Source organism: Clostridium phoceensis, from assembly GCF_001244495.1.
Lineage (GTDB): Bacteria > Bacillota > Clostridia > Oscillospirales > Oscillospiraceae > Lawsonibacter > Lawsonibacter asaccharolyticus.
This window is the reverse complement of sequence record NZ_LN866274.1, coordinates 1,554,887-1,574,194: the sequence shown is the minus strand read 5'-3', so window position 1 is coordinate 1,574,194 and position 19,308 is coordinate 1,554,887. Positions and strand designations below refer to the sequence as shown.

At 61.8% G+C, this 19,308-nt stretch carries 20 protein-coding genes; 11 read left to right on the top strand and 9 right to left on the bottom strand.

The features are described 5' to 3' along the window. The first annotated feature begins 7 nt into the window (after positions 1 to 7). Positions 8 to 679 carry a P-II family nitrogen regulator gene (locus tag BN1969_RS08395; RefSeq protein WP_050623893.1) on the top strand — a complete coding sequence of 224 codons (672 nt, stop codon included), beginning with the start codon at positions 8 to 10 and terminating at the stop codon, positions 677 to 679. A 90-nt stretch (positions 680 to 769) separates the two neighbouring features. Here the strand turns inward: BN1969_RS08395 and BN1969_RS18875 are convergent, their stop codons facing one another. Beyond that, the gene (locus tag BN1969_RS18875) at positions 770 to 2,062 is read right to left on the bottom strand and encodes a sensor histidine kinase (protein ID WP_050623892.1); all 1,293 of its coding nucleotides are present in this window, start codon (positions 2,060 to 2,062) and stop codon (positions 770 to 772) included. Between the two features lie 13 nt (positions 2,063 to 2,075). Further along, complete coding sequence (locus BN1969_RS08385; RefSeq protein ID WP_050623891.1) at positions 2,076 to 2,783, bottom strand: LytR/AlgR family response regulator transcription factor; 708 nt, start codon at positions 2,781 to 2,783, stop codon at positions 2,076 to 2,078. A 256-nt stretch (positions 2,784 to 3,039) separates the two neighbouring features. Between BN1969_RS08385 and BN1969_RS08380 the strand changes: the two genes are divergently transcribed. The 5 genes from BN1969_RS08380 to BN1969_RS08360 all read left to right on the top strand — a co-directional run bounded on the left by BN1969_RS08380 (position 3,040) and on the right by BN1969_RS08360 (position 9,935). Beyond that, entirely contained in the window at positions 3,040 to 3,792 is a 753-nt protein-coding gene (locus tag BN1969_RS08380) for an ABC transporter ATP-binding protein (RefSeq protein WP_050623890.1), read from the top strand. Beyond that, on the top strand, positions 3,789 to 5,927 hold the full coding sequence (locus BN1969_RS08375; protein ID WP_050623889.1) for an ABC transporter permease: 2,139 nt from the start codon (positions 3,789 to 3,791) through the stop codon (positions 5,925 to 5,927). The genes BN1969_RS08380 and BN1969_RS08375 overlap by 4 nt, the downstream gene beginning before the upstream one ends. Before the next feature lie 211 nt (positions 5,928 to 6,138). Then, entirely contained in the window at positions 6,139 to 8,340 is a 2,202-nt protein-coding gene (locus tag BN1969_RS08370) for a hypothetical protein (RefSeq protein ID WP_050623888.1), read from the top strand. Positions 8,341 to 8,506: 166 nt separating this feature from the next. Continuing rightward, positions 8,507 to 9,691 carry a nucleoside recognition domain-containing protein gene (locus tag BN1969_RS08365; protein WP_050623887.1) on the top strand — a complete coding sequence of 395 codons (1,185 nt, stop codon included), beginning with the start codon at positions 8,507 to 8,509 and terminating at the stop codon, positions 9,689 to 9,691. A 31-nt stretch (positions 9,692 to 9,722) separates the two neighbouring features. Next, a complete protein-coding gene (locus tag BN1969_RS08360; RefSeq protein WP_050623886.1) occupies positions 9,723 to 9,935 on the top strand; it encodes a hypothetical protein in 213 nt (70 codons plus the stop codon). A 225-nt stretch (positions 9,936 to 10,160) separates the two neighbouring features. On the opposite strand, the gene BN1969_RS08355 is transcribed toward BN1969_RS08360, so the two are convergent. Both BN1969_RS08355 and hprK read right to left on the bottom strand, forming a co-directional pair. Then, a complete protein-coding gene (locus tag BN1969_RS08355) occupies positions 10,161 to 11,108 on the bottom strand; it encodes an ROK family protein (RefSeq protein WP_050623885.1) in 948 nt (315 codons plus the stop codon). 1 nt (position 11,109) lies between these two features. Beyond that, the gene (hprK, locus tag BN1969_RS08350) at positions 11,110 to 12,063 is read right to left on the bottom strand and encodes an HPr(Ser) kinase/phosphatase (RefSeq protein WP_242850303.1); all 954 of its coding nucleotides are present in this window, start codon (positions 12,061 to 12,063) and stop codon (positions 11,110 to 11,112) included. Between the two features lie 312 nt (positions 12,064 to 12,375). Here hprK and rpmB point away from each other — a divergent pair, with 312 nt between their 5' ends. Further along, the gene (rpmB, locus tag BN1969_RS08345) at positions 12,376 to 12,564 is read left to right on the top strand and encodes a 50S ribosomal protein L28 (protein WP_050623883.1); all 189 of its coding nucleotides are present in this window, start codon (positions 12,376 to 12,378) and stop codon (positions 12,562 to 12,564) included. A gap of 54 nt (positions 12,565 to 12,618) precedes the next feature. On the opposite strand, the gene BN1969_RS08340 is transcribed toward rpmB, so the two are convergent. The 5 genes from BN1969_RS08340 to BN1969_RS08325 all read right to left on the bottom strand — a co-directional run bounded on the left by BN1969_RS08340 (position 12,619) and on the right by BN1969_RS08325 (position 14,903). Continuing rightward, positions 12,619 to 13,047: a CBS domain-containing protein gene (locus BN1969_RS08340; protein ID WP_050623882.1), complete on the bottom strand. Its 429-nt coding sequence runs from the start codon at positions 13,045 to 13,047 to the stop codon at positions 12,619 to 12,621. A gap of 209 nt (positions 13,048 to 13,256) precedes the next feature. After that, positions 13,257 to 13,367, bottom strand: coding sequence for an HIT domain-containing protein (locus BN1969_RS17910; RefSeq protein ID WP_242850302.1), 111 nt, complete (start codon positions 13,365 to 13,367; stop codon positions 13,257 to 13,259). Positions 13,368 to 13,487: 120 nt separating this feature from the next. Further along, positions 13,488 to 13,826, bottom strand: a complete 339-nt coding sequence (locus BN1969_RS08335) for a histidine triad nucleotide-binding protein (RefSeq protein WP_050623881.1) — start codon at positions 13,824 to 13,826, stop codon at positions 13,488 to 13,490. A gap of 329 nt (positions 13,827 to 14,155) precedes the next feature. Then, a complete protein-coding gene (gene rpmF, locus BN1969_RS08330) occupies positions 14,156 to 14,341 on the bottom strand; it encodes a 50S ribosomal protein L32 (protein ID WP_050623880.1) in 186 nt (61 codons plus the stop codon). A gap of 61 nt (positions 14,342 to 14,402) precedes the next feature. Then, positions 14,403 to 14,903 (bottom strand): YceD family protein, encoded by a 501-nt coding sequence (locus tag BN1969_RS08325; RefSeq protein WP_050623879.1) that lies wholly within the window; start codon positions 14,901 to 14,903, stop codon positions 14,403 to 14,405. 230 nt (positions 14,904 to 15,133) lie between these two features. Here BN1969_RS08325 and BN1969_RS08320 point away from each other — a divergent pair, with 230 nt between their 5' ends. The 4 genes from BN1969_RS08320 to BN1969_RS08305 all read left to right on the top strand — a co-directional run bounded on the left by BN1969_RS08320 (position 15,134) and on the right by BN1969_RS08305 (position 19,284). Continuing rightward, entirely contained in the window at positions 15,134 to 16,102 is a 969-nt protein-coding gene (locus BN1969_RS08320; RefSeq protein ID WP_050623878.1) for an RluA family pseudouridine synthase, read from the top strand. Between the two features lie 269 nt (positions 16,103 to 16,371). Further along, positions 16,372 to 17,580 (top strand): ABC transporter ATP-binding protein, encoded by a 1,209-nt coding sequence (locus BN1969_RS08315; RefSeq protein WP_050623877.1) that lies wholly within the window; start codon positions 16,372 to 16,374, stop codon positions 17,578 to 17,580. After that, positions 17,567 to 18,424: an ABC transporter permease gene (locus BN1969_RS08310; protein ID WP_050623876.1), complete on the top strand. Its 858-nt coding sequence runs from the start codon at positions 17,567 to 17,569 to the stop codon at positions 18,422 to 18,424. Before BN1969_RS08315 ends, BN1969_RS08310 begins: the two co-directional genes overlap by 14 nt. After that, positions 18,421 to 19,284, top strand: a complete 864-nt coding sequence (locus tag BN1969_RS08305; protein WP_050623875.1) for an ABC transporter permease — start codon at positions 18,421 to 18,423, stop codon at positions 19,282 to 19,284. Before BN1969_RS08310 ends, BN1969_RS08305 begins: the two co-directional genes overlap by 4 nt. The last annotated feature ends 24 nt before the right edge of the window (positions 19,285 to 19,308 follow it).

The following is a 19,308-nucleotide window of genomic DNA, read 5'->3' as shown; positions in this document are numbered from 1 at the left end:
GACCGCTATGAGCGGATTGGATCTTATCATCACCATCACTGACCGGTCCAAGTGTGAGTTGTTTATCAACTGGTTCCGCGGCCGTGACATCCCGCTGGTTCTCACCGCGCTGGGACAGGGGACCGCCACCACGGAGATCCTGGACTGTCTCGGGCTGGAGGCCTCGGAAAAATCGGTCCTGTTCTGCCTTGCCCCCCATTCCCGGTGTATGGTGCGCAGGGCGGCCCGGGACCTGTGGCTGGACGTGCCGGGCAACGGCGTACTGATGACGGTGCCCGTGTCCAGCATCGGCGGCACGTCCGTCAAGGAATATCTGACCCAGAATCAGGAGGGGGAGGAACCCATGGAGAGAGAGATCGCCCATGAGCTGATCTTGGTGATCGCCAATCAGGGGCATACAGACCAGGTCATGGAGGCCGCCCGCGGCGCGGGCGCCACTGGCGGGACCACAATCCACGCCAAGGGGACCGGTATGGAACTGGCCAAAAAGTTTTTCGGCGTCTCTATCGCCTCTGAGCGGGAGTTGGTCTTTATCCTGACCCGCTCCCAGGACAAGAAGAACATCATGAAGGCCATCATGGCCCAGGCCGGCATCCAGACGCCCGCCCAGGCTATGGTCTTCTCCGTTCCGGTGAGCGACATCGCCGGCTTGCGTCATTTGGACCAAGCAGAGTCCTGAACCGAACCAGACAAATAGCAAGCCCTCCGGCGCCGCGGCGCCGGGGGGCTTGCTCTGTCCCCGCCTTCTGTCTCCGCTGTCCCCAGAGGCTCAGTTTCCCCCATCCAGGGGCAGGCAGACCGTCAGCTGGAAGCGCCCGCCCTCCGCCTTTGCCTCCAGGGAGCCGCCCCGGCGGCGGGCGATCTCTTCCATCCCCGCCAGGCCAAAGCCGTGGGCCTCCCGCTCCCTCTTCGTTGTCACAAAGGCTCCGTCCGGTCCCCGCTTTACGGGACGTCCCAAGGCATTCTCCACCCGCAGCATCAGCAGCCCCTTGTCCGCCCGGGCCCTCAGCCGCACCGTCCGGTCCTCCGCCCCCGCTGCCCCCTCGATGGCGTTATCCAGGGCATTTCCCAGCAGGGCACACAGCTCCAGCGCCGGGATATCCATCTGCTCAGGCAGGCTGACCTGAAATTCCCCCGTCAGCCCCGCCTCCTCCAGGGCGGCGGCCTTGGAGGCAAGGACCACATCCACGGTCTCATTACCGCAGAAGCGCCTGTGTCCGGTGAGGGCTGGGGAACCGCCCAGCTGCCGCAGATACCGCTCCGCCTCCTCCCAGCTGCCCCGCTCCAGCAGACCTAGCAGGGCGGACAGGTGGTTGCGCATGTCATGGCGCAGGGCGCGCACCTGGGCCTGCTCCTGCCGGAGCCCCTGGTAGTACACCTCCCGCAGTCCGGCCAGCCGGTTCTCCTCCTCCAACTCCTCGTGCCGGGAGAGCACGGCCAGGGCTGCCAGCAGGGCCAGGGCGGACAGGGAGGCAAAGGGCAGGATGGTATAGGCGATCCCCTCCACGAAGTGATCCACCAGCTCGTCTCCCACCATTCCCGTCCCCCATAGGGAGAAGGACAGGGTGGCCATCAGGGGGGCCAGCGTCAGTCCGCCCAGCAGCTTCCACAGGCGGGAGGACAGGCGCACAGGTCTCCGCACCAGCTTCCAGATCACCGGCACCAGCACCGCCCAGCATACCAGCTTCACCAGATTGCTCCCCATCCTCTCCCCGTTGTGCGACACACTGTTGATTGCCTGTTTGAGCACTGTATCCGCCATCATCCCAATGGGGACCAGCAGCGTATAAAAGATGCCTCCAGCCACCAGCCGGGCCTGAGGGCGTCCCCCGCCGCACAGGAGGAATACCGTCAGGAAGGGGAGGAACAGAAGGATGGGGTTGTGGTCCCCCACCCAGGCGGGCAGCCCCAGGGTGAACCCAAGCAGCAGATACAGCGCCCCCCGGCGCGGCCAGCTCTGGCACAGCCCCAGCACCCGCTCCACTGTCGAGCCCATGGCTGCGCCTCCCAGCAAGAGCGGCCCCCATTGCAGCAGCTCCTTCCATACAGGCAGAACGATCATTTCCATTTCCTCCCTACTCCAGCGCCGCCCGTGTCAAGGCAAGCAGCGCCTCCCGCTGGCAGGAGCGGCTGATGGGCAGGATCTCCTCCCCTACCCACACCTCGCTCCCTGTCACCCGGTCCACCGCCCCCGCCCGGACCAGATATCGCTGGTGGATGCGGACGAACTCCGCCCCCAGCTGGGCAGCCACCTGGTCCAGCTTCCCGTAAAAAATGTAGGCACGCCTGGGGGTGACGCAGGTCACCTGCCTCCGGTCTGAGCGGAAGTACAGGATGGCGTCCCGCCGGATGCGGTAGAACACCTCACCGCTGCGGCAGAAGAAGAGCTCCTCCTCCTGCCGCTGAAGGGCGGTCAGCGCTCGGGTGAGGACCTTCTCCAGTTCCTCCGCCCCGGCGGGCTTGAGCAGGTATCCCAAGGCTCCCACCTCATAGCCGTCAAACACATAGTCACTGTACCCTGTGACAAATACCAGCTGGAGGCTCTGGTCTGCCTCCCGCAGGGCCCTGGCCGTGTCCATGCCGTTGGTCCCCTCCATCTCGATGTCCAGGAACACCAGATCCAGCTCCCCCGCGTGCCGGTCCATCCAGCCCAGCAGCGCATCTCCGGAGGAGAACTCCAGCAGCCGCGCCGGCGCGGACCGCCCCTCCAGCGCCCGCTCCAGCAGCACCCGCAGCTGGAAGCGGGATTCCCGTGCGTCGTCGCAGATCCCGATCTGAAGCAAACCGTCCACCTCCCATGGCCTTGTGCCGCGCCTCCCCGCCGGGGCGGCCCCTGTTTTCCCGGAATTTTTCTCCCTCTCAGTGTACAGAGAGTATGATACCACATTTCTGCTTCCCTTCCAAACCAAGTTTGACAGCAGAGCGGTCAAATATGACATCCCATCCCCAAAATTTTCACCCGGCCCGCCGTCTGTGACAGGGGCAGTTGCTTCCCATCCACCTCCCCTGCTATGCTGGGAGCAGAAAGGAAGGATCACTATGCTCTCTGTACAAGATCTGCACAAAAGCTATCAGGTAGGCAAGACCACCTATGAGGTGCTCAAGGGCGTGTCCCTGGAGGTGGCAAAGGGGGAATTTGTGGCCGTAATGGGCCCCTCCGGCTCGGGTAAGACCACCCTGCTCAACTGCATCTCCTGCTACATCCCCGCCGACTCGGGCAGCATCCGCCTGGGCAGCCAGGAGCTGGCCCGGCTGGACGAGGACACCCTGGCCGCAGTGCGCAACAAGAAGCTGGGCTTCGTGTTCCAGGACTTCCTGCTGCTGGACGGCCTCACGGTCCGGGACAACATCCTCCTGCCCCGCATCATCGCCGGGGAGACCGGAGGCGACATGGAGCAGGCCGCCGACCGCCTGTGCGGCATCTTCGGCATCGGTGCCATCCGGGACAAGTATCCGGCGGAGATCTCCGGCGGCGAGAAGCAGCGCACCGCCGTGGCCCGTGCCCTCATCAACCACCCCATGCTCCTGCTGGCCGACGAGCCCACCGGAAATCTGGATTCCCGCTCCTCCCGGGCGGTGATCGACGCCTTTCTCCAGGCCAAGGCGGACCTGGAGGCCACCATCTTCATGGTGACCCACGACTCCTTTGCCGCCTCCTTCTGCGACCGGGTGATCATCCTGCGGGACGGGGGGGTGTGGCGCACCCTGGCCCGCGGCGAGAAGGACCGACGCACCTTCCAGGACGAGCTGCTGGACGCGGTGCGGGAGATGGGGGAGGCGAGCGCCCAATGACACGTTTCTCCCAAGTGACCGCCGCCCTGCGGCGGAAGAGCCTGGGGCAGTATGCCCTGCTCACCCTGTGCTGTTTCGTCTCCGTGCTCCTCATCACCGCTTACGCCTCCATGATGGGTTCCCCCACGGTGCTCTCCGTCTTTCCCGAGGGGGGCGACAGCCGCAAGCAGATGACCATGATCTTCGTGCTGGCTGTCCTGGGCTGCGGCGTATTCACCACCTACGCCTCCGGCCTGTTCTTCCGCCACAAGTCCCGGGATGTGGGCATCCTGCTGGCCCTGGGTGCCTCCAAGGACCAGCTGCGCCGGGTGCTGGCGGGGGAGCTGGCTCTGATGTCCCTGTCCGCCTGTGCCCTGGGCGCCCTGCTGGGCACCCCGCTGGCCTGGTTCATCTGGCAGGGGTTCCGGCTCCTGCTGGTGGACTCAGAGGAGATGGCCCTGGCCTTTGACCCCCATGCCTATCTGCTGGCCCTGGCCTTCTCCCTCTTTGTGGTTGTCATGCTGGGCGTTATGCTGGGCCGCTTTTTGCGGCGGACCAACATCCTGGACGTGGTCAACGAGTCCCGGAAGTCTGAGCCCATCCGTGCGGTCCCCCGGTGGTACGGTCCTCTGGGCATCATCCTGCTGGCGGCGGGCGGCTTTCTGGGCTATATGGCCCCCAAATTTTTTATTTTGGTCTTCCACTGGTACGCCCCCGACGCCCTGACGGCCCTGTTCTATCTGCCCGCCCTGGCCGGCCTCTACATGATCCTCCTCCACACGGTAGTCAACGGCTGGCGGCGGGGCAGCAGCCGCTACAGGGACCTGATCACCTCCAGCATGATGCAGTTCCAGGGACGCCAGACCGTGCGGAATATGGTGGTGGTGACGGTGCTGGCCGCCGGGGCCTACTTTGCCGCTTTCTATATCCCTATGCTGAGCAGCGGCACCTCGTCCACAACGGAGGACCGGGAATTCGATTACCTGTTCCACTACCGGGCTGACCAGGACATGCCCGGCCGGGAGGAGGTGCTCCATCTGGCAGAGGAGATGGGAGTGACTGTCACCCGCTACGCCCAGCAGTCCGGTGCGGTGCTCGCCTACGACGGCTACGCCGATGTTGTATCGGAGGGCCCCCTGGGCGCCACCTACGATGTGGTCTACTGTGAGGAAACTGCCTCTGATGTGTTCCTGTCGGAGAGCGCCTGGAACATCCTTACCGGGGATGACCTGGATCTGGAACCCGGTACAGCGGCCACAGTCTATGACCGCAACGGGGATAGCAGCGGCGCCGGGAACAGCATCTCCCTGGTCACCAACCACCTCACCGGGGAACAGCTGGCCGTCACGCCGGCCGAGCCCCTGCGCAGCACCTCCCTTCTGGGATACCGGGTGCTGGACGACGGGGATTATGCCCGCATCATCCAGGGCCTGCCCGATGAATGGCGGGAGGTGGTGGCCGTCTTTGACGTGGAGGACGAGGAGGACACCTACTTCTTTGCAAGGGCCCTGTTCGACGAGATCGTGGACCGCTCCGGCCCCGAGGTGGCTCTCTTCGACGGTTGGGACCCGGTGGTCCGGGACCGTTATCTGGCAGAGAAGGGCTACTACTTCCTGGACCCGGCCCATCTGGAACCCAATGGATTTTCTCCCATTGAATATGACCAGCGGGATTCCAGCAACTTCCGGAATTCCTGGAAATACATGCCCCGCTTCCGGGTGCTGGACCAGGCGGACTTTACCACTACCATGGCGGTCTTTCTGATGCTGTTCGTCTTTGTTTCCATCGTCTGCTTTGCCGCTATGGTGGTCATCCTCTTTACCCGCTGCATGACCATCGCCATGACCAACGCCCGGGTCTATGACGACCTGCGGCATCTGGGGGCCTCCAGCGCCTTCCTCCGCCGCACGGTAAAGGGGCAGATCTCCCGGGTGTTCTTCGTCCCCCTGTGCACGGGCACCCTGCTGATCTACGCCTTCTTCGCCATGATCCTGTACTTCAACAGCGGCAGCTTCACTCCCAGCGAGCTGGCCGGCCTGGCTAACTGCGCCCTGGTGGTCCTCGTCCTCTCTCTGTTCTTATATGGCATGTACCGCTTCACCCTGGGCCGGGTATGCTCCGCCCTTTCCATCCGGTCCTCTTCCCGGCCCCGCTGACCTCCTTCCCCTCTCTCATCCCATCCCATGCATTTTCCCCATCCATTTATCAAAATTTCTCACTGGAAAGCGGCAGTCAAAACAGCTATAATAAAGACGAAAGCGCAGGAAAAATTGTAAATTTTGTCTAATTGCTGTCTTTAGACTCCGCTGACAGCGATGCCCGCGCCCAGCACGCACCAACAAACGAGGGAATGAGGAGGAAATCATCATGCGCAAACGAGCTTTGTCCCTGCTTCTGGCAATGGCCCTGGTCCTGGGCCTGTCTGTGGGCGCCTCCGCGGCCTCCGCCGCGCCCACCGATCTCAACCGGTATCTGCTCTCCCACACCAGCAGGAGCGGCGAGACCCGCTCCCTGCCTATCGACCGCACTGAAGTCAATGAGCACCCCGTCATCGGCTATTACACCTACACCTTCCAGGACGGCGAGGCCGCCGGCCGCTCCTTCAAGCTCTATGTGGGCCAGCACGCCGCCCTCCGCGCCTACATCACCGTCATAGCCCTGCCCGACGGCATTGCGGACCCCTACGCCTTCCTTCAGGAGCAGGGCTGGCTGGAGCAGGCCGACACCTATGGCGAGCTCCTCTTTGTCCTGGAGCCCGGCCAGGGCGGCTGGGGCACCCCTGACAGCGAGGCCGCCTATCTGGAGGCCTGCCTGGGCGAGGTGATCGGCAACGACGCCGGCGGCACCCGCGAGACCGCCCCCGGCGGCGTGGTCCAGACCGGCAAGGTGACCCTCAGCGACGGCACCACCTGTTCCTTCTTCACCGGCCACTCCTGCAACTACTATGTAGGCTACGGCGAGGGCTGCGCGGTGCTGGAGTCCTGGACCGCCGAGAACCCCCTGTACGTCATCAGCCAGGCCTTCATCGGCGGCAAGAGCGTGGGCTCCGGCTATCTGGACGAGGCCGCTGCCCGCACCTATAACGGCTATAACGTGAGCACCTATCACCCCGGCTATAGCGATGAGGACTTCACTGCCACCCTGACTGACATGAAGAACGACGGTGCCATCGCCTCCGCGAATTTCATGACCAATGTGGATGTCCCTGTGCCCACCCTCTTCGCCGGCTATCCCCAGGGGGATGCCAGCGTCAGCTACTGGAAGAACGTCAATGACGCCTATGCTGTCCCCACAGTGGATGGGCTGTATCGTCAAAGCATCTCCTCCAGCTCCTGGACTACCCGCTATGCCAACCAGAACGCCAAGACGTGGGACCCCAATACCCGCTACGGCATCTCTCAGGTCCGGGTGGAGGACGGCGCTGACCTGAACGCCGCCCAGATCCGGGACTTCCTGGCCGCCTACACCCGCTACACCTATCAATTTGCTTACAGCAACAACCTGGCCTACCGTCTGGACTACTATCAGGCCACCAAGGCTGCCCGGACTGCCGCGGAGAGCGGCAAGGCCATCGCCACCTATACCTTCGATGGCTATGACGGCAGCGATGCCACTGTGGAGCTGCGGGCCCTGGAGTCCACCCGGGTCTCCGTCCCCGGTAGCTTGGTGGGCGGTACAGTGTACTCCTGCATCTCCGCTTTCAACGACTATGACAGCAACGGCGTCCTGGACCCCCGCGAGTCTCTGATTTACATCCCCGACTCTGTGAAAAACAACAGTGCTGAGGGTGCTCCTGTCCTAGTGGTCTTCCCCGGCATGACTCAGGCCGCCTCTACCTTTATGGACTGCTCCGGCTACTGGGCCGTGGCCAACGACGAGGGCTGCGTCCTGCTCATCATGGGCGAGTATTGCAACTCCAGCGCCGCCAGCCTGATTTATGGCGATGAAGAGGACAACGTCAACATGACCCGCTCCGCCCTGCTGCTGCTGGACCAGGTGGTCAGCAAGCAGGCTGGTGTCCAGATGGACCTCACCCGGGTGTACGGCACCGGCCATTCCTTGGGCAGCCGGACGGTCCAGACCCTGACCCACAACAGCGAGGCCTACTACTTCGCCGCTGTGGCCTCCACCTCCTTCAACAACACCCAGTTTACCGCTGACAGCATGATGCCCAGCTATCTGCTGGCCGGTCAGGCCGACATCGACAGCTTGGTGGCCGCTCCCTGGCTCTCCGGTGATAACAATTCCATCCATGACTGGGTCACCGGCGCGCAGAAGATGAACGGCCTGGATGTGACCTTCACCCCCAACGACCACACCAGCTTCCTGGCCGCCTGCTCCAGCTATGACGAGAGCGGCCGCTACTACACCTACACCTGGGCGGACAGCAACAGCATCCCCCTGGTCCAGTTCACCCGCACCCTGGCCCGGGAGCACAACTGCTACCCCGAGGAGTTCCGGCTGGCCTGGGACTTCCTGGAGCACTACCGCCTGGCCGAGGACGGCACCCGCTATTACAGCCCCTCCGCCTTTGCCAACAACGACGCTGTGACCATCACTAAGGGCTGAAGCCCCTTCTTCCAACTGAACTGCCCCGGCGCGGTCCTGAGACCGCGCCGGGGCAGTTTTCTCTCCTGTTTCAGAAAAAGGGCATCTTTTTTCTGCCCGCGCATATAGATCCATAAGGGACCGCGCACGTTCCGTGCGGCCCGCTCTGCGCCGGGAGGTGAGCCCCATGGGCCGTCTGTTCTCCAGAAGAAAATACCGGGACCTGATGCTGGGTCTGGCTCTGCTGTGCGCTGTTCTGGCCCTGATGCGCTGGCCCCAGGAGAGTATGGCCGCCGCCCGGGACGGGCTGGCCCTGTGCGGCAATGTGATCATCCCCTCCCTTTTTCCCTTCTTTGTCCTCTCCTCCCTGGTGGTAGAGCTGGGGATGAGCCGCTACCTGGGCCGTCTGCTGGAGGGGGTCATGGCCCCCCTGTTCCGGGTGGGGGGCGCCTGCTCCTCCGCCCTCGCCCTGGGCTTTGTGGGGGGCTACCCGGTGGGGGCCCGCACTGCCATCGCCCTATACGAGAACGGCCAGTGCTCCAAAACAGAGGCAGAACGGCTGCTGGCCTTCTGCAACAATTCAGGTCCCGCCTTTATCCTGGGGGTGGTGGGCACCGGGATCTTCGCCAGCAGCCGTGCGGGGCTGCTCCTCTATCTGGCACATATCGCCGCTTCCCTGTGCGTAGGCCTGCTCTTCCGCTTCTACCGGCCCGGCGAGGGACCCCGGCCGGGACGACATGCGGCCCCCCAGTTCCAGGCAGCCAGCTTCCCCGTGGCCTTCACCCACTCCATCACCGGGGCCCTGTCCTCCACCCTGAACATCTGTGCCTTCGTGCTGTTTTTCACGGTTGTCATCCGGATGCTCTTTCTCTCCGGCGTCATGGGCGCTCTGGCCGGCGGGACGGCCGCTCTGCTCTCCCCCCTGGGGCTGGATCAGGCATGGGCTCAGCGGCTCATCACCGGCCTGTTGGAGCTCTCCTCCGGGGTCTCCTCCCTCACCGGAGCGGGCACAGTGACCGGCCGGCTGTCCATGGCCGCCTTCATGCTGGGGTGGGCCGGCCTCTCTGTCCACTGCCAGGTGCTGGCCTTTCTGGGAGACAGCGGCCTGTCCCTGCGGACCTACCTCACCGGCAAGCTGCTCCATGGCGGCCTCTCCGCCCTTTTCACTGCCCTGCTGGTCCGCCGCTTCCCCCTGGAGGCGCCGGTCTCCTCCTACCTGGCGGAACAGGTGGAGGGCATCGCCAGCCTGGACTTTCAGCGTGCCCTAACCATCTCCACCGCGGCCGCCTGGGGCGTCTGGCTGCTCTTTGTGGCACTGGCCGTCTATATGGTGAAAAAAAGCAGTGGAAAACCCAGGCCAAAGAGAGTATAATGGTCCCAACAACGCATTGGGAGGGACCTTCATGGGCCTGTTTCAAAAAAAGATCGAACCCCGCTGCACCTACTGCGCCCGTGGGCGCGCCCTGAGCGAGGATCAGGTGATCTGCGACCGGAAGGGGGTCATGTCTGCCGGTTCCAGCTGCCGATCCTTCAAGTACGACCCATTGAAACGGGTCCCTCCCCGCCCGGCTAAGGCGGATTTCTCCAGGCTGAAGGACGAGGATTTTGTCCTCTGAACCTGGACGTTCTCAGGAGCCTGCCAGCCAGGCAATGGGCGGAGAGACTGTCATTCCCGAGGTACACGCCCTTGGAAATGACGAAATCAAACTTTTATTCCGTCGCCTGCGGGTGGCGGAATTCCTCACAGGAGAGCTTTTTCCACAAGCCGAGGCGGCCTCCGCATCTGCGGAGGCCGCCCTGTTCTTGTTCCACCGCTGCTCTCCCGGCCGGGAGCCGGGCCCTTACAGCATCTTGTACAGCATGGCAGCCCCTACCACTCCGGCGTCGTTGCCCAGGGAGGCTCTCTCCAGGCGCGGCGGCTTGGACTTGTCGAAGCAGCCCGCCAGCACCAGCCCCCGCAGGGGGTCCAGCAGCAGGTCGTCCTCTGCGTTGCTGATGCCGCCGCCCAGGCAGATGATCTCCGGCTGGAGGATGTTCACCAGGTTGATCAGGCCGATGGACAGCCCCTCAAGATAGCGGTGAAGCACCTTCTTTGCCGACAGGTCCCCCAGCCGGGCAGCCTGGAAGGGGATACGTCCGTCCACGCGGAAGCGGTCCCCCTGGCACAGCTCCCACATCACGCTGCCCGGGTCCCGCTCCATGGCCTCCTGGGCAATACGGATCAGGGCAGTAGCGGAGCCGTACTGCTCCCAGCATCCCCGGTTCCCGCAGCCGCACAGCACGCCGTTGGGCCGGATGATCATGTGGCCCACCTCCAGCCCGGACTGGGCGAAGCCGGTGTACAGCTTGCCGCCCACCACCAGGCCGCCTCCGATGCCGGTGCCCAGGGTGACCACCACTGCGGGGTCGCAGTCCTTGGCCGCGCCGGCCCAGTACTCACCGATAGCGGCGCAGTTGGCGTCGTTGCCCAGATAGACGGGCACGTCCCACTCCGCCTGGAACATCTCCCGGATGGGAGTGTTGTCAAAGGGCATGTTGGGAGTCTGGATCACATAGCCCGTCTTGTTGTCCACCAGACCGGGCAGGCCCAGGCCCACTGCCTTGATCTGATCTGCGGCGAAGCCCCCCACCTCCGCCGCCTGCTGGGCCAGCTGGGCGGACTGGCGGCACAGCTCTGCCGGGTCCCACGCCTTGTTCACCGGACGGCTCACCTTGTTGATGATCTTTCCCGCTCCATTGGTCAGTCCGGCCACCATGTTGGTGCCGCCGATGTCAAGCCCGATATACATCTCATTCATCTCCCACACCCATCTTCCGGGCAAAATGTTGATCCATTCTTCTGGTCAGCTCCAGCGCCGCGTTGTGGCCCATCTTGCGGTTGCGGTTGTTCATGGCCGCCACCTCCACGATGCTGGCCAGGTTCCGGCCCGGCTTCACCGGGATGGTCAGGGCGGGCAGCTGCACCCCCAGGATCTCGGTGTAGGTGTTCTCCAGGCCCAGGCGGTCATAGACTGCGGTGTCATCCCAGGGCTCCAGCTTGATGACCATATCGATCTCCTGATTCATCTTGATGGCCCCCATGCCGAACAGGCGGCGTACATCGATGACCCCGATGCCCCGCAGCTCCATGTAGTGGCGGATCAGCTCCGGGGCGGAAGCCACCAGGGTGCCATGGTTGGTCTCCTTGATCTCCACCGCGTCGTCCGCGATGATGCGGTGGCCGCGCTTGATCAGCTCGATGGCCACCTCGCTCTTGCCCACGCCGGACTCTCCCTGGAAGAGCACCCCCTCGCCGTAGATCTCCATCATCACGCCTGACCGGGTGATCCGGGGAGCCAGATGGTTGTAGAGACTGCCGATGAGAGAACTCATAAAAGCCGAGGTCTGCTCCTGGGTGCGCAGCACGGTGCGCCCGTATTTCTGGGCCATCTCCATACACTCTGGGAACGGGTCGATGCCCCGGGTATAGATCAGGGCAGGCACCGGGTAGGAGAGCAGTCGGTCAAAGCTCTCCCGGCGCCGCTCTTCACTCATGCCGCTGACATAGGTAGTCTCGGTCAGTCCCATCACCAGCAGGCGCTTGGTGTCAAAATGCTCAAAAAAGCCGGACAGCGGAAGTCCGGGGCGGTTTACGTCCAGGGTCCGCAGCGGGATATTCTGGTAGTCCTCTCCCTCGTGGAGGAGCTCCAGGTGGAATTCCTTGATGATCTCGCCCAGACGGACGCTGTTTTGGGTCTCTGTCACAGGGTGCACCCCTCTCCTATATTCTGGTTCTGGATTAGTATAGCTCATTTCCACCCGGCACGCAAGAGAACAGCTGTTTTTTCTTGTCCTATTTTACACAGGCAGGAGATGCTGCCCTCTCCTTTTTCGTCAAAACTGCCAGAGCGTGCCCGTAAAATTTCCAGGGGCGGCCGGCCACAGGCTGCCCCTGCCCTTCCACTCCTGAGAATAAGCGGAGTTTTTGAAAAAAACTCTTGCATTTTCACGCAACATCTGGTATTATATCAGTCGATGCTTCTATAAGCGTACTCTCATAGCGAGGAGGTAAGCAACATGGCTAAATGCGAATTCTGCGACAAGGGCGTCACCTTTGGCATCCAGGTCTCCCACTCCCACCGCCGTTCCAACCGTGTCTGGAAGCCCAATGTGAAGCGCGTGAAGGCGATCGTGAAGGGCACTCCTACCCACGTGTACGTCTGCACCAGATGCCTCCGTTCCGGTAAGGTCACCCGCGCTGTGTGATTGGAATAAGGCTGACAAAAAACCTCTGTACCACACGGTACAGAGGTTTTCTCTTTACACCGGGGATGCCTCCAGCTCCTCCAGATCTGTCCGCTCCACCAGGAAGGCCATGAAGGAGCGCCGGGTGACGATCCCGCAGAAGCAGTTCCGGTCGTCCACGATGGGGATGAAGTTCTGCCGCAGAAGCGCCTGGGCCACCTGATCCGGAGTGGCCCGGATGCCCAGCGGCGGGCAGAAGTCCGGGCGGAGAAGGCCCCCGATGCGGTACTTCTCGTGAGCCTTCCTGTCGGTGGTACCCACGGCCAAAATATGACGCAGGAAGTCCCCCTCTGTGATGCTGCCCAGGTATTCTCCCTGGTCATTCAGCACCGGGATGGCGGTGTATCCATGCTGCCGCAGCAGCTCCAGTCCCTGACGCACCGTGTCCCCTGTATGTAAAAACACGGTCAGAGCCTTGGGAGTCATGATCTTGATGATATTCATATTGGTCTCCTTGCAGTTTCGTATCGATACCCAGCCTGAGAAATCTCCCCAGCCGTTCTCCGCATCTCGGCCTGCGGCCTCTTTCCTTCTATCATAAAGGAAACGGCTCCCTTTTGCAACTGTTCTCTGTAGGATATTCTAAAAAGGGCCTGGGCGGCTGTGCACAGCCGCCCAGGCCCTTTTTACAAAGATCCGTCTCGGGGCTCCTCTCAGCCCGGAGGCCAGGTCATATCCCGGCCGGACAGTACATGGAAATGCAGATGCTTTACACTCTGCCCCGCCTGCTCCTCCCAATGGGGCTGGCCCCATTGGGAACCCATATCTTTATCCTCGGACGGAGTAGATCCGCCCTCCGGGTTTCTCCGCCGCGATGCGGCGGAGAAACTGCGGCGCAAAGGCGCCGCCCCATCTTCGATGGGGCCCCGGGGAGCAGGCTCCTCTCAGCCCGGAGGCCAAGTCATATCCCGGCCGGACAGTACATGGAAATGCAGATGCTTTACACTCTGCCCCGCCTGCTCCCCGATGTTGGAGACGATGCGGTAGCTGTCCAGTCCCAGCTCCCTGGCCACCTTGGCAATGACCTCAAAGATGTGGGCCACCGCCCCGCTGTTTTCCGCCGTCACCTCGGCAGCGGAGGCGATGTGGGCCTTGGGGATGACCAGGAAGTGGGTGGGCGCCTGGGGATCGATGTCATAGAAGGCGAAGCACTGCTCGTCCTCATACACCTTGTTGGACGGGATCTCTCCCGCGACGATCTTACAGAACAGACAATCGGACATTGGGGGACCTCCTTTGTTTGTCATATAGGACCATTGTACCGCATTTCCCCGGGATTTCAAGAAATTTTTCATTGCTCAGCACCCTTTTGTTGTCCCCAGAGTCTGGATCCTCCCAGTTTTCCCCATAGAAAACTGCCTCCCAGCAGGATCTCATCTCTTTTGACGCTTGTCCGGTCCAGCGTCTCCACGGGATCTGTTTCTTCTCTTTCAGGCGTACCACTCCTTCCAAACTTTCCTGCCTTCTCCCCGATGCAAAATCCAGGGGGAAATTTTGTTGGAGCCAGCAGGACAAAAAAAGACGCTGTGTTTGCACACAGCGTCTTTTTTTATTACTGGGCTTCGACCTGGCCGAACTCGCGGCCATTATAGGTCAGGCAGGACTTGCACATCCGGTGGGGCAGCCGATAGGCACCGCACTTGGGGCAGGTCACGATACCGGGAGTCTCCAGCTTCCAGTGGGAGCTGCGCCGCTTATCGCGTCTGGCCTTCGAAACTTTTCCTTTGGGAACCGCCATTGGTGACACCTCCTTCGGTTTACGTGCCCTGCGTTTCTCCCGCAGGCACTTCTCGGACTACTCAGTTTTCATCATCCAACAGCTGCGCAAGCGCCGCCAATCGTGGATCCACTTCAGGTCTGCACCCGCACGGACCCAGGTTCAGGTCTGCTCCGCACTTGGCGCACAGCCCTTTGCAGTCTTCTGAGCAAAGGTTCTTTGTATCCATCGCGAGGACGAAAGCCGTGGTCACCAGCTCGTCCAGATCCACCTCGCTGCCCTCCAGGAGCACGATCTCGTCGTTCTCCTCGTCCTCCAGCTCATCGGCCAGGAGGCAGTCCAAAGGCACCGCCTTTTCCCGGGAAAATTCCTTCCCGCAGCGGTCGCAGGCCAGGTCCAGAAGGGAGCGGGCCGTGCCCGTCAGCTCCAAGGCCCCGGCGTGGTTGGTCACGGTGCCCGCGGCCTCTACCGGCCGGCTGATGGGATGGGAGCCATAAAACTCCAGCTGGGACAGGTCCAGCTGAAATTGGAAGTCCTTGGACGCGCCCGGAACGTGGATGATGTCCTTCAGATCCAGCCGCATATGGAACCTCCCTCCGGGGTATGGACCCCATACTCGCAGAATGGTACAGCGAGTATTATAAACAAATCGGGGAATAATGTCAAATACTTTTTTGCATTTGAGGAAAAAATTTTTTTGCGGCGCCCCGCCGGCCCGCCGGGCGAAATCGGGATTGACAAAAAAACAAGAATATGGTGGAATGGTGGCAGGATATCACACGCTCAATACTGTGGAAGGGACCGACTTGCCCCATGAAGGAATTTATCGTTGGAACGAACGACGCTGGACAGCGCCTGGACCGCTGGCTGGCCAAGACCCTCCCCCTCCTCCCCGCCCCGCTGGCCCAGAAGTACATCCGTCTCAAGCGGGTCAAGCTCAACGGCAGGGGGGCAAAGCGGGACGTGCGTCTGGTCCAGGGGGACTTGCTCCAGCTTTATATCAACGACGAGTTTTTCCAGACCCCCACACCGGAAAACGCCTTTCTCTCCCTCTACCAGCCCAAACTCACGATCCTTTATGAGGATGAGCACATCCTTCTAGTGGACAAGCGCCCCGGCCTGGTGGTCCACCCCGACGAGACGGAGCGGGTCAACACACTCATCACCCACATCCAGGCCTACCTCTACCAGAAAAAGGAGTGGTCCCCCTACCAGGAGGGGGCCTTTGCCCCCGCCCTGTGCAACCGTATCGACCGGAACACCGGGGGCATCGTCATCGCCGCCAAAACGGCGGAGGGACTTCGGGTGATGAACCAGAAGATCCGGGACCGTGAGCTGAAAAAATACTACCTCTGCATAGTCCACGGAACTCTCCCGCGCCCCGCGGGCCGGCTGGAGGGCTACATTCTGAAAGATGAGGCAAAAAAACAGGTCACCGTGAGCAGTCGTCCCAGGCCGGGGGCCAAGACGGCCGTCACACTGTACGAGACCCTGGCCGTCCGGAACGGGCTCTCCCTGGTGCGCTGCCAGCTCATCACCGGGCGCACCCACCAGATCCGGGCCCAGTTCGCCGCCGCCGGGCACCCCCTGCTGGGAGACGGCAAATATGGCAGCGAGCGGCAGAACAAGCGCTACGGCCGCAGCTATCAGGCCCTGTACTCCTACCGGCTGGAGTTCTGCTTCACTACCGACGCCGGGGCGCTGGCTCCTCTGGACGGACAGCAGTTCCAGGTGGAGCAGGTGGACTTCGTGACGGAATATTTTCCCGGCTTTTCCCTGTGATCCCCGCCGGTCCGCCGGGATCTCCCCTCACTCCGGCGCACCCCCAGTTTTCCTTGCTCCGGCCGGGCTTTCCCGGTTTTCCGGCGGGGGGATTTCACCGAGATTTTCGACAAAATCCATTGACATTTTATCGGTAAGCGGATATAGTGTATCTCGCTATCTGTGAATCCCCGCCGGGACCTCCAGCTGTCCCTCTGCTGCGGACAGCGGCGGGAATGAGACCGAGGGAGCTGACAAGCTGTAAGTTGAAAGGAAATGGGGGAGGATACATGTCCAAGGAGTTGATCCGCCTGGTGGACTGCACCATGGCGTTTGACGACGAGGTCGTGCTCGATAACATTACGCTGAATATCCATGACAAGGAGTTCCTCACACTGCTCGGTCCCAGTGGATGCGGCAAGACCACCACTCTGCGCATTATCGGTGGTTTCCAGACGCCCACCGCTGGCGACGTATTTTTTGACGGTGTGAGGATCAATGCTGTCCCGGCGCACAAACGGGCCATCAATACAGTATTTCAGAGATACGCTCTGTTTCCCCACCTGAACGTCTTTGAAAACATCGCCTTCGGCCTGCGCATCCCCAAGGCGAAGGAGGAGCGGGACGAGAAGGGAAAGGTCATCCGTCGTCAAAAAGTCAAGCTCACTGAGAAGGAGATCCAGGAGCGGGTCATGGAGATGCTGGATGTCGTCAACCTGAAGGGGTTTGAGAAGCGCTCTGTGTCTTCCCTGTCCGGTGGACAGCAGCAGCGGGTGGCCATTGCCCGCGCCCTGGTGAACCGTCCCAAGGTGCTGCTGCTGGATGAGCCTCTGGGGGCGCTGGATATGCGGCTGCGCAAAGACATGCAGAACGAACTTAAGCGCATCCAGCAAGCCATGGGCATCACCTTCATCTATGTCACCCACGACCAGGAGGAGGCCCTGTCCATGTCGGACACGGTGGTAGTGATGGACAAGGGGCAGATCCAGCAGATCGGCACCCCGGAGGACATCTACAACGAGCCTCAGAATGCCTTTGTGGCCGACTTCATCGGCGAGTCCAACATCATCGACGGCATTATGCGCACCGATGGCGTGGTGGAGATCTTCAACCGCCGTTTCCAGTGCCTGGACAAGGGCTTTGCCCCAAACGAGCCGGTGGACGTGGTCATCCGCCCCGAGGATGTGGACATCGTGCCAGAGGAGCAGGGCCAGCTGAAGGGGACCGTCACCTCCGTCACCTTCAAGGGGATGCAGTATGACATCATCGTGGACTTCTATGGCTTCAAATGGCTGATCCAGACCACGGACCTGTCCCCGGTGGGCAGCCGTATCGGCATCAAGATCGATCCCGACGGCTTCCACGTGATGAAGAAGAGCCATTACTCCGGCATGTTTGGAGACTACTCCTCTTACAGCGAGGAGTATGACGAGATCAGCGACGCCGCCTATGACCCCGAGGAGGCAGAGGGGGAGGAGGCCGGAGATGAAGCGGAATAAGCTCTCCCTGTTTTCCATCCCCTATGTGGTCTGGATGGCCATCTTTGTGGTCATCCCCATTCTGATGGTGGTGGTCTATGCCTTTTCTTCCGCCGGAGGCGGCTTCACCCTGGACAACTTCGCCCGCATCTGGGACTACGCGGTGGTCTTCACCCGGTCCTTCAAGCTGGCCCTCATCGCCACCGTGATCTGCCTGTTGGTGGGCTACCCCATTTCCTGTTTCCTGGCCCGGGAGGGAGCCGGCTTCCAGCGGGTGGCCATGATGCTCATCATGCTGCCCATGTGGATGAATTTCCTGCTGCGCACCTACGCCTGGATGTCCATCCTGGAGAACACCGGCCTGCTCAACCGTTTTTTTGACGCTATCGGCCTGTTCGACCTCATCAACGGCCTCTTTGGCACGGAGATCGAGTATTTCAAAATGATCAACACCCAGGGCGCGGTGGTGCTGGGCATGGTGTACAACTTCCTGCCCTTCATGATCCTGCCCATCTACTCGGTCATCGTCAAGCTGGACCACCGGCTGATCGAGGCCGCCCGGGACCTGGGGGCCGATTCGGTCACGGTGTTCCGCCGTGTGACCCTGCCCCTGTCCCTGCCTGGGGTCCTCTCGGGCATCACCATGGTGTTCGTCCCTGCGGTGTCCACCTTCGCCATCTCCCATCTGCTGGGGGGCGGCAAGCATCTTCTGCTGGGCAACCTGATTGAGATGCAGTTCAAGGGCTCGGCCTATAACCCCTATCTGGGCTCCGCCGTGGCGCTGGTGATGATGGTGATCGTGGTCATCTGCATGTCGGTAATGAATCGCTTCGGTGAGGGCGAGGAACAGGCGGTGATGCTATGAGCCGTTCCGCCTCTCTCTTCCGCCGCCTCTCCATGGCGCTGGTCTTTGTGTTCCTTTACGCCCCCATTCTGGTACTCATCGTCTTTTCCTTCAACGACTCCAGCAGCCGCTCGGTATGGGCCGGCTTTACCCTGGACTGGTATCGGGAGCTGCTTCGGGATGACCTGATCCTGGACGCCTTCTACACCACCTTGGCAGTCTCCGTCCTGGCGGCGGTCATCGCTACCGTGGCGGGTACCTTCGCCGCCATTGGCTTCTACAACATGAAGCGGCGCTGGCGCGGCCCCCTGATGACCATCAACAATATACCCATGGTCAACGCCGATATTGTCACCGGTGTGAGCATGTGTCTGTTCTTTGTGGCAGCCTTCTCCCTGTGGGGACAGGCTGCGGAGTGGATCAACGCCAGTCTGGGCACCGATCTGCCCACCAAGCTCTATCTGGGCTTCGGCACCATGCTCATCGCCCACATCACCTTCAACATCCCCTATGTGATCCTGTCCATCATGCCCAAGCTGCGGCAGATGGACAAGAACCTGGTGGACGCGGCCCAGGACCTGGGCTGCACCTGGATGCAGGCTTTCTGGAAGGTGGTGGTGCCTGAGATCAAGCCGGGCATCGTCAACGGCCTGCTCATCGCCTTCACCATGTCGGTGGACGACTTTGTCATCAGCTACTTCACCGCCGGCTCCACCACCGCCAACCTGGCCATGCGCATCTACGCCATGACCAAAAAACGCATCAGTCCGGAGGTCAACGCCATCTCCACCCTGCTGTTCGCCACCGTGCTCATCCTGCTGATCGTCATCAACCTGCGGGAGGCCAGTCAGGAGAAGGCGGCCAGGAAGCTCCGCCGCTGATTTTTGCGGCCTTCAGCCGTGAAA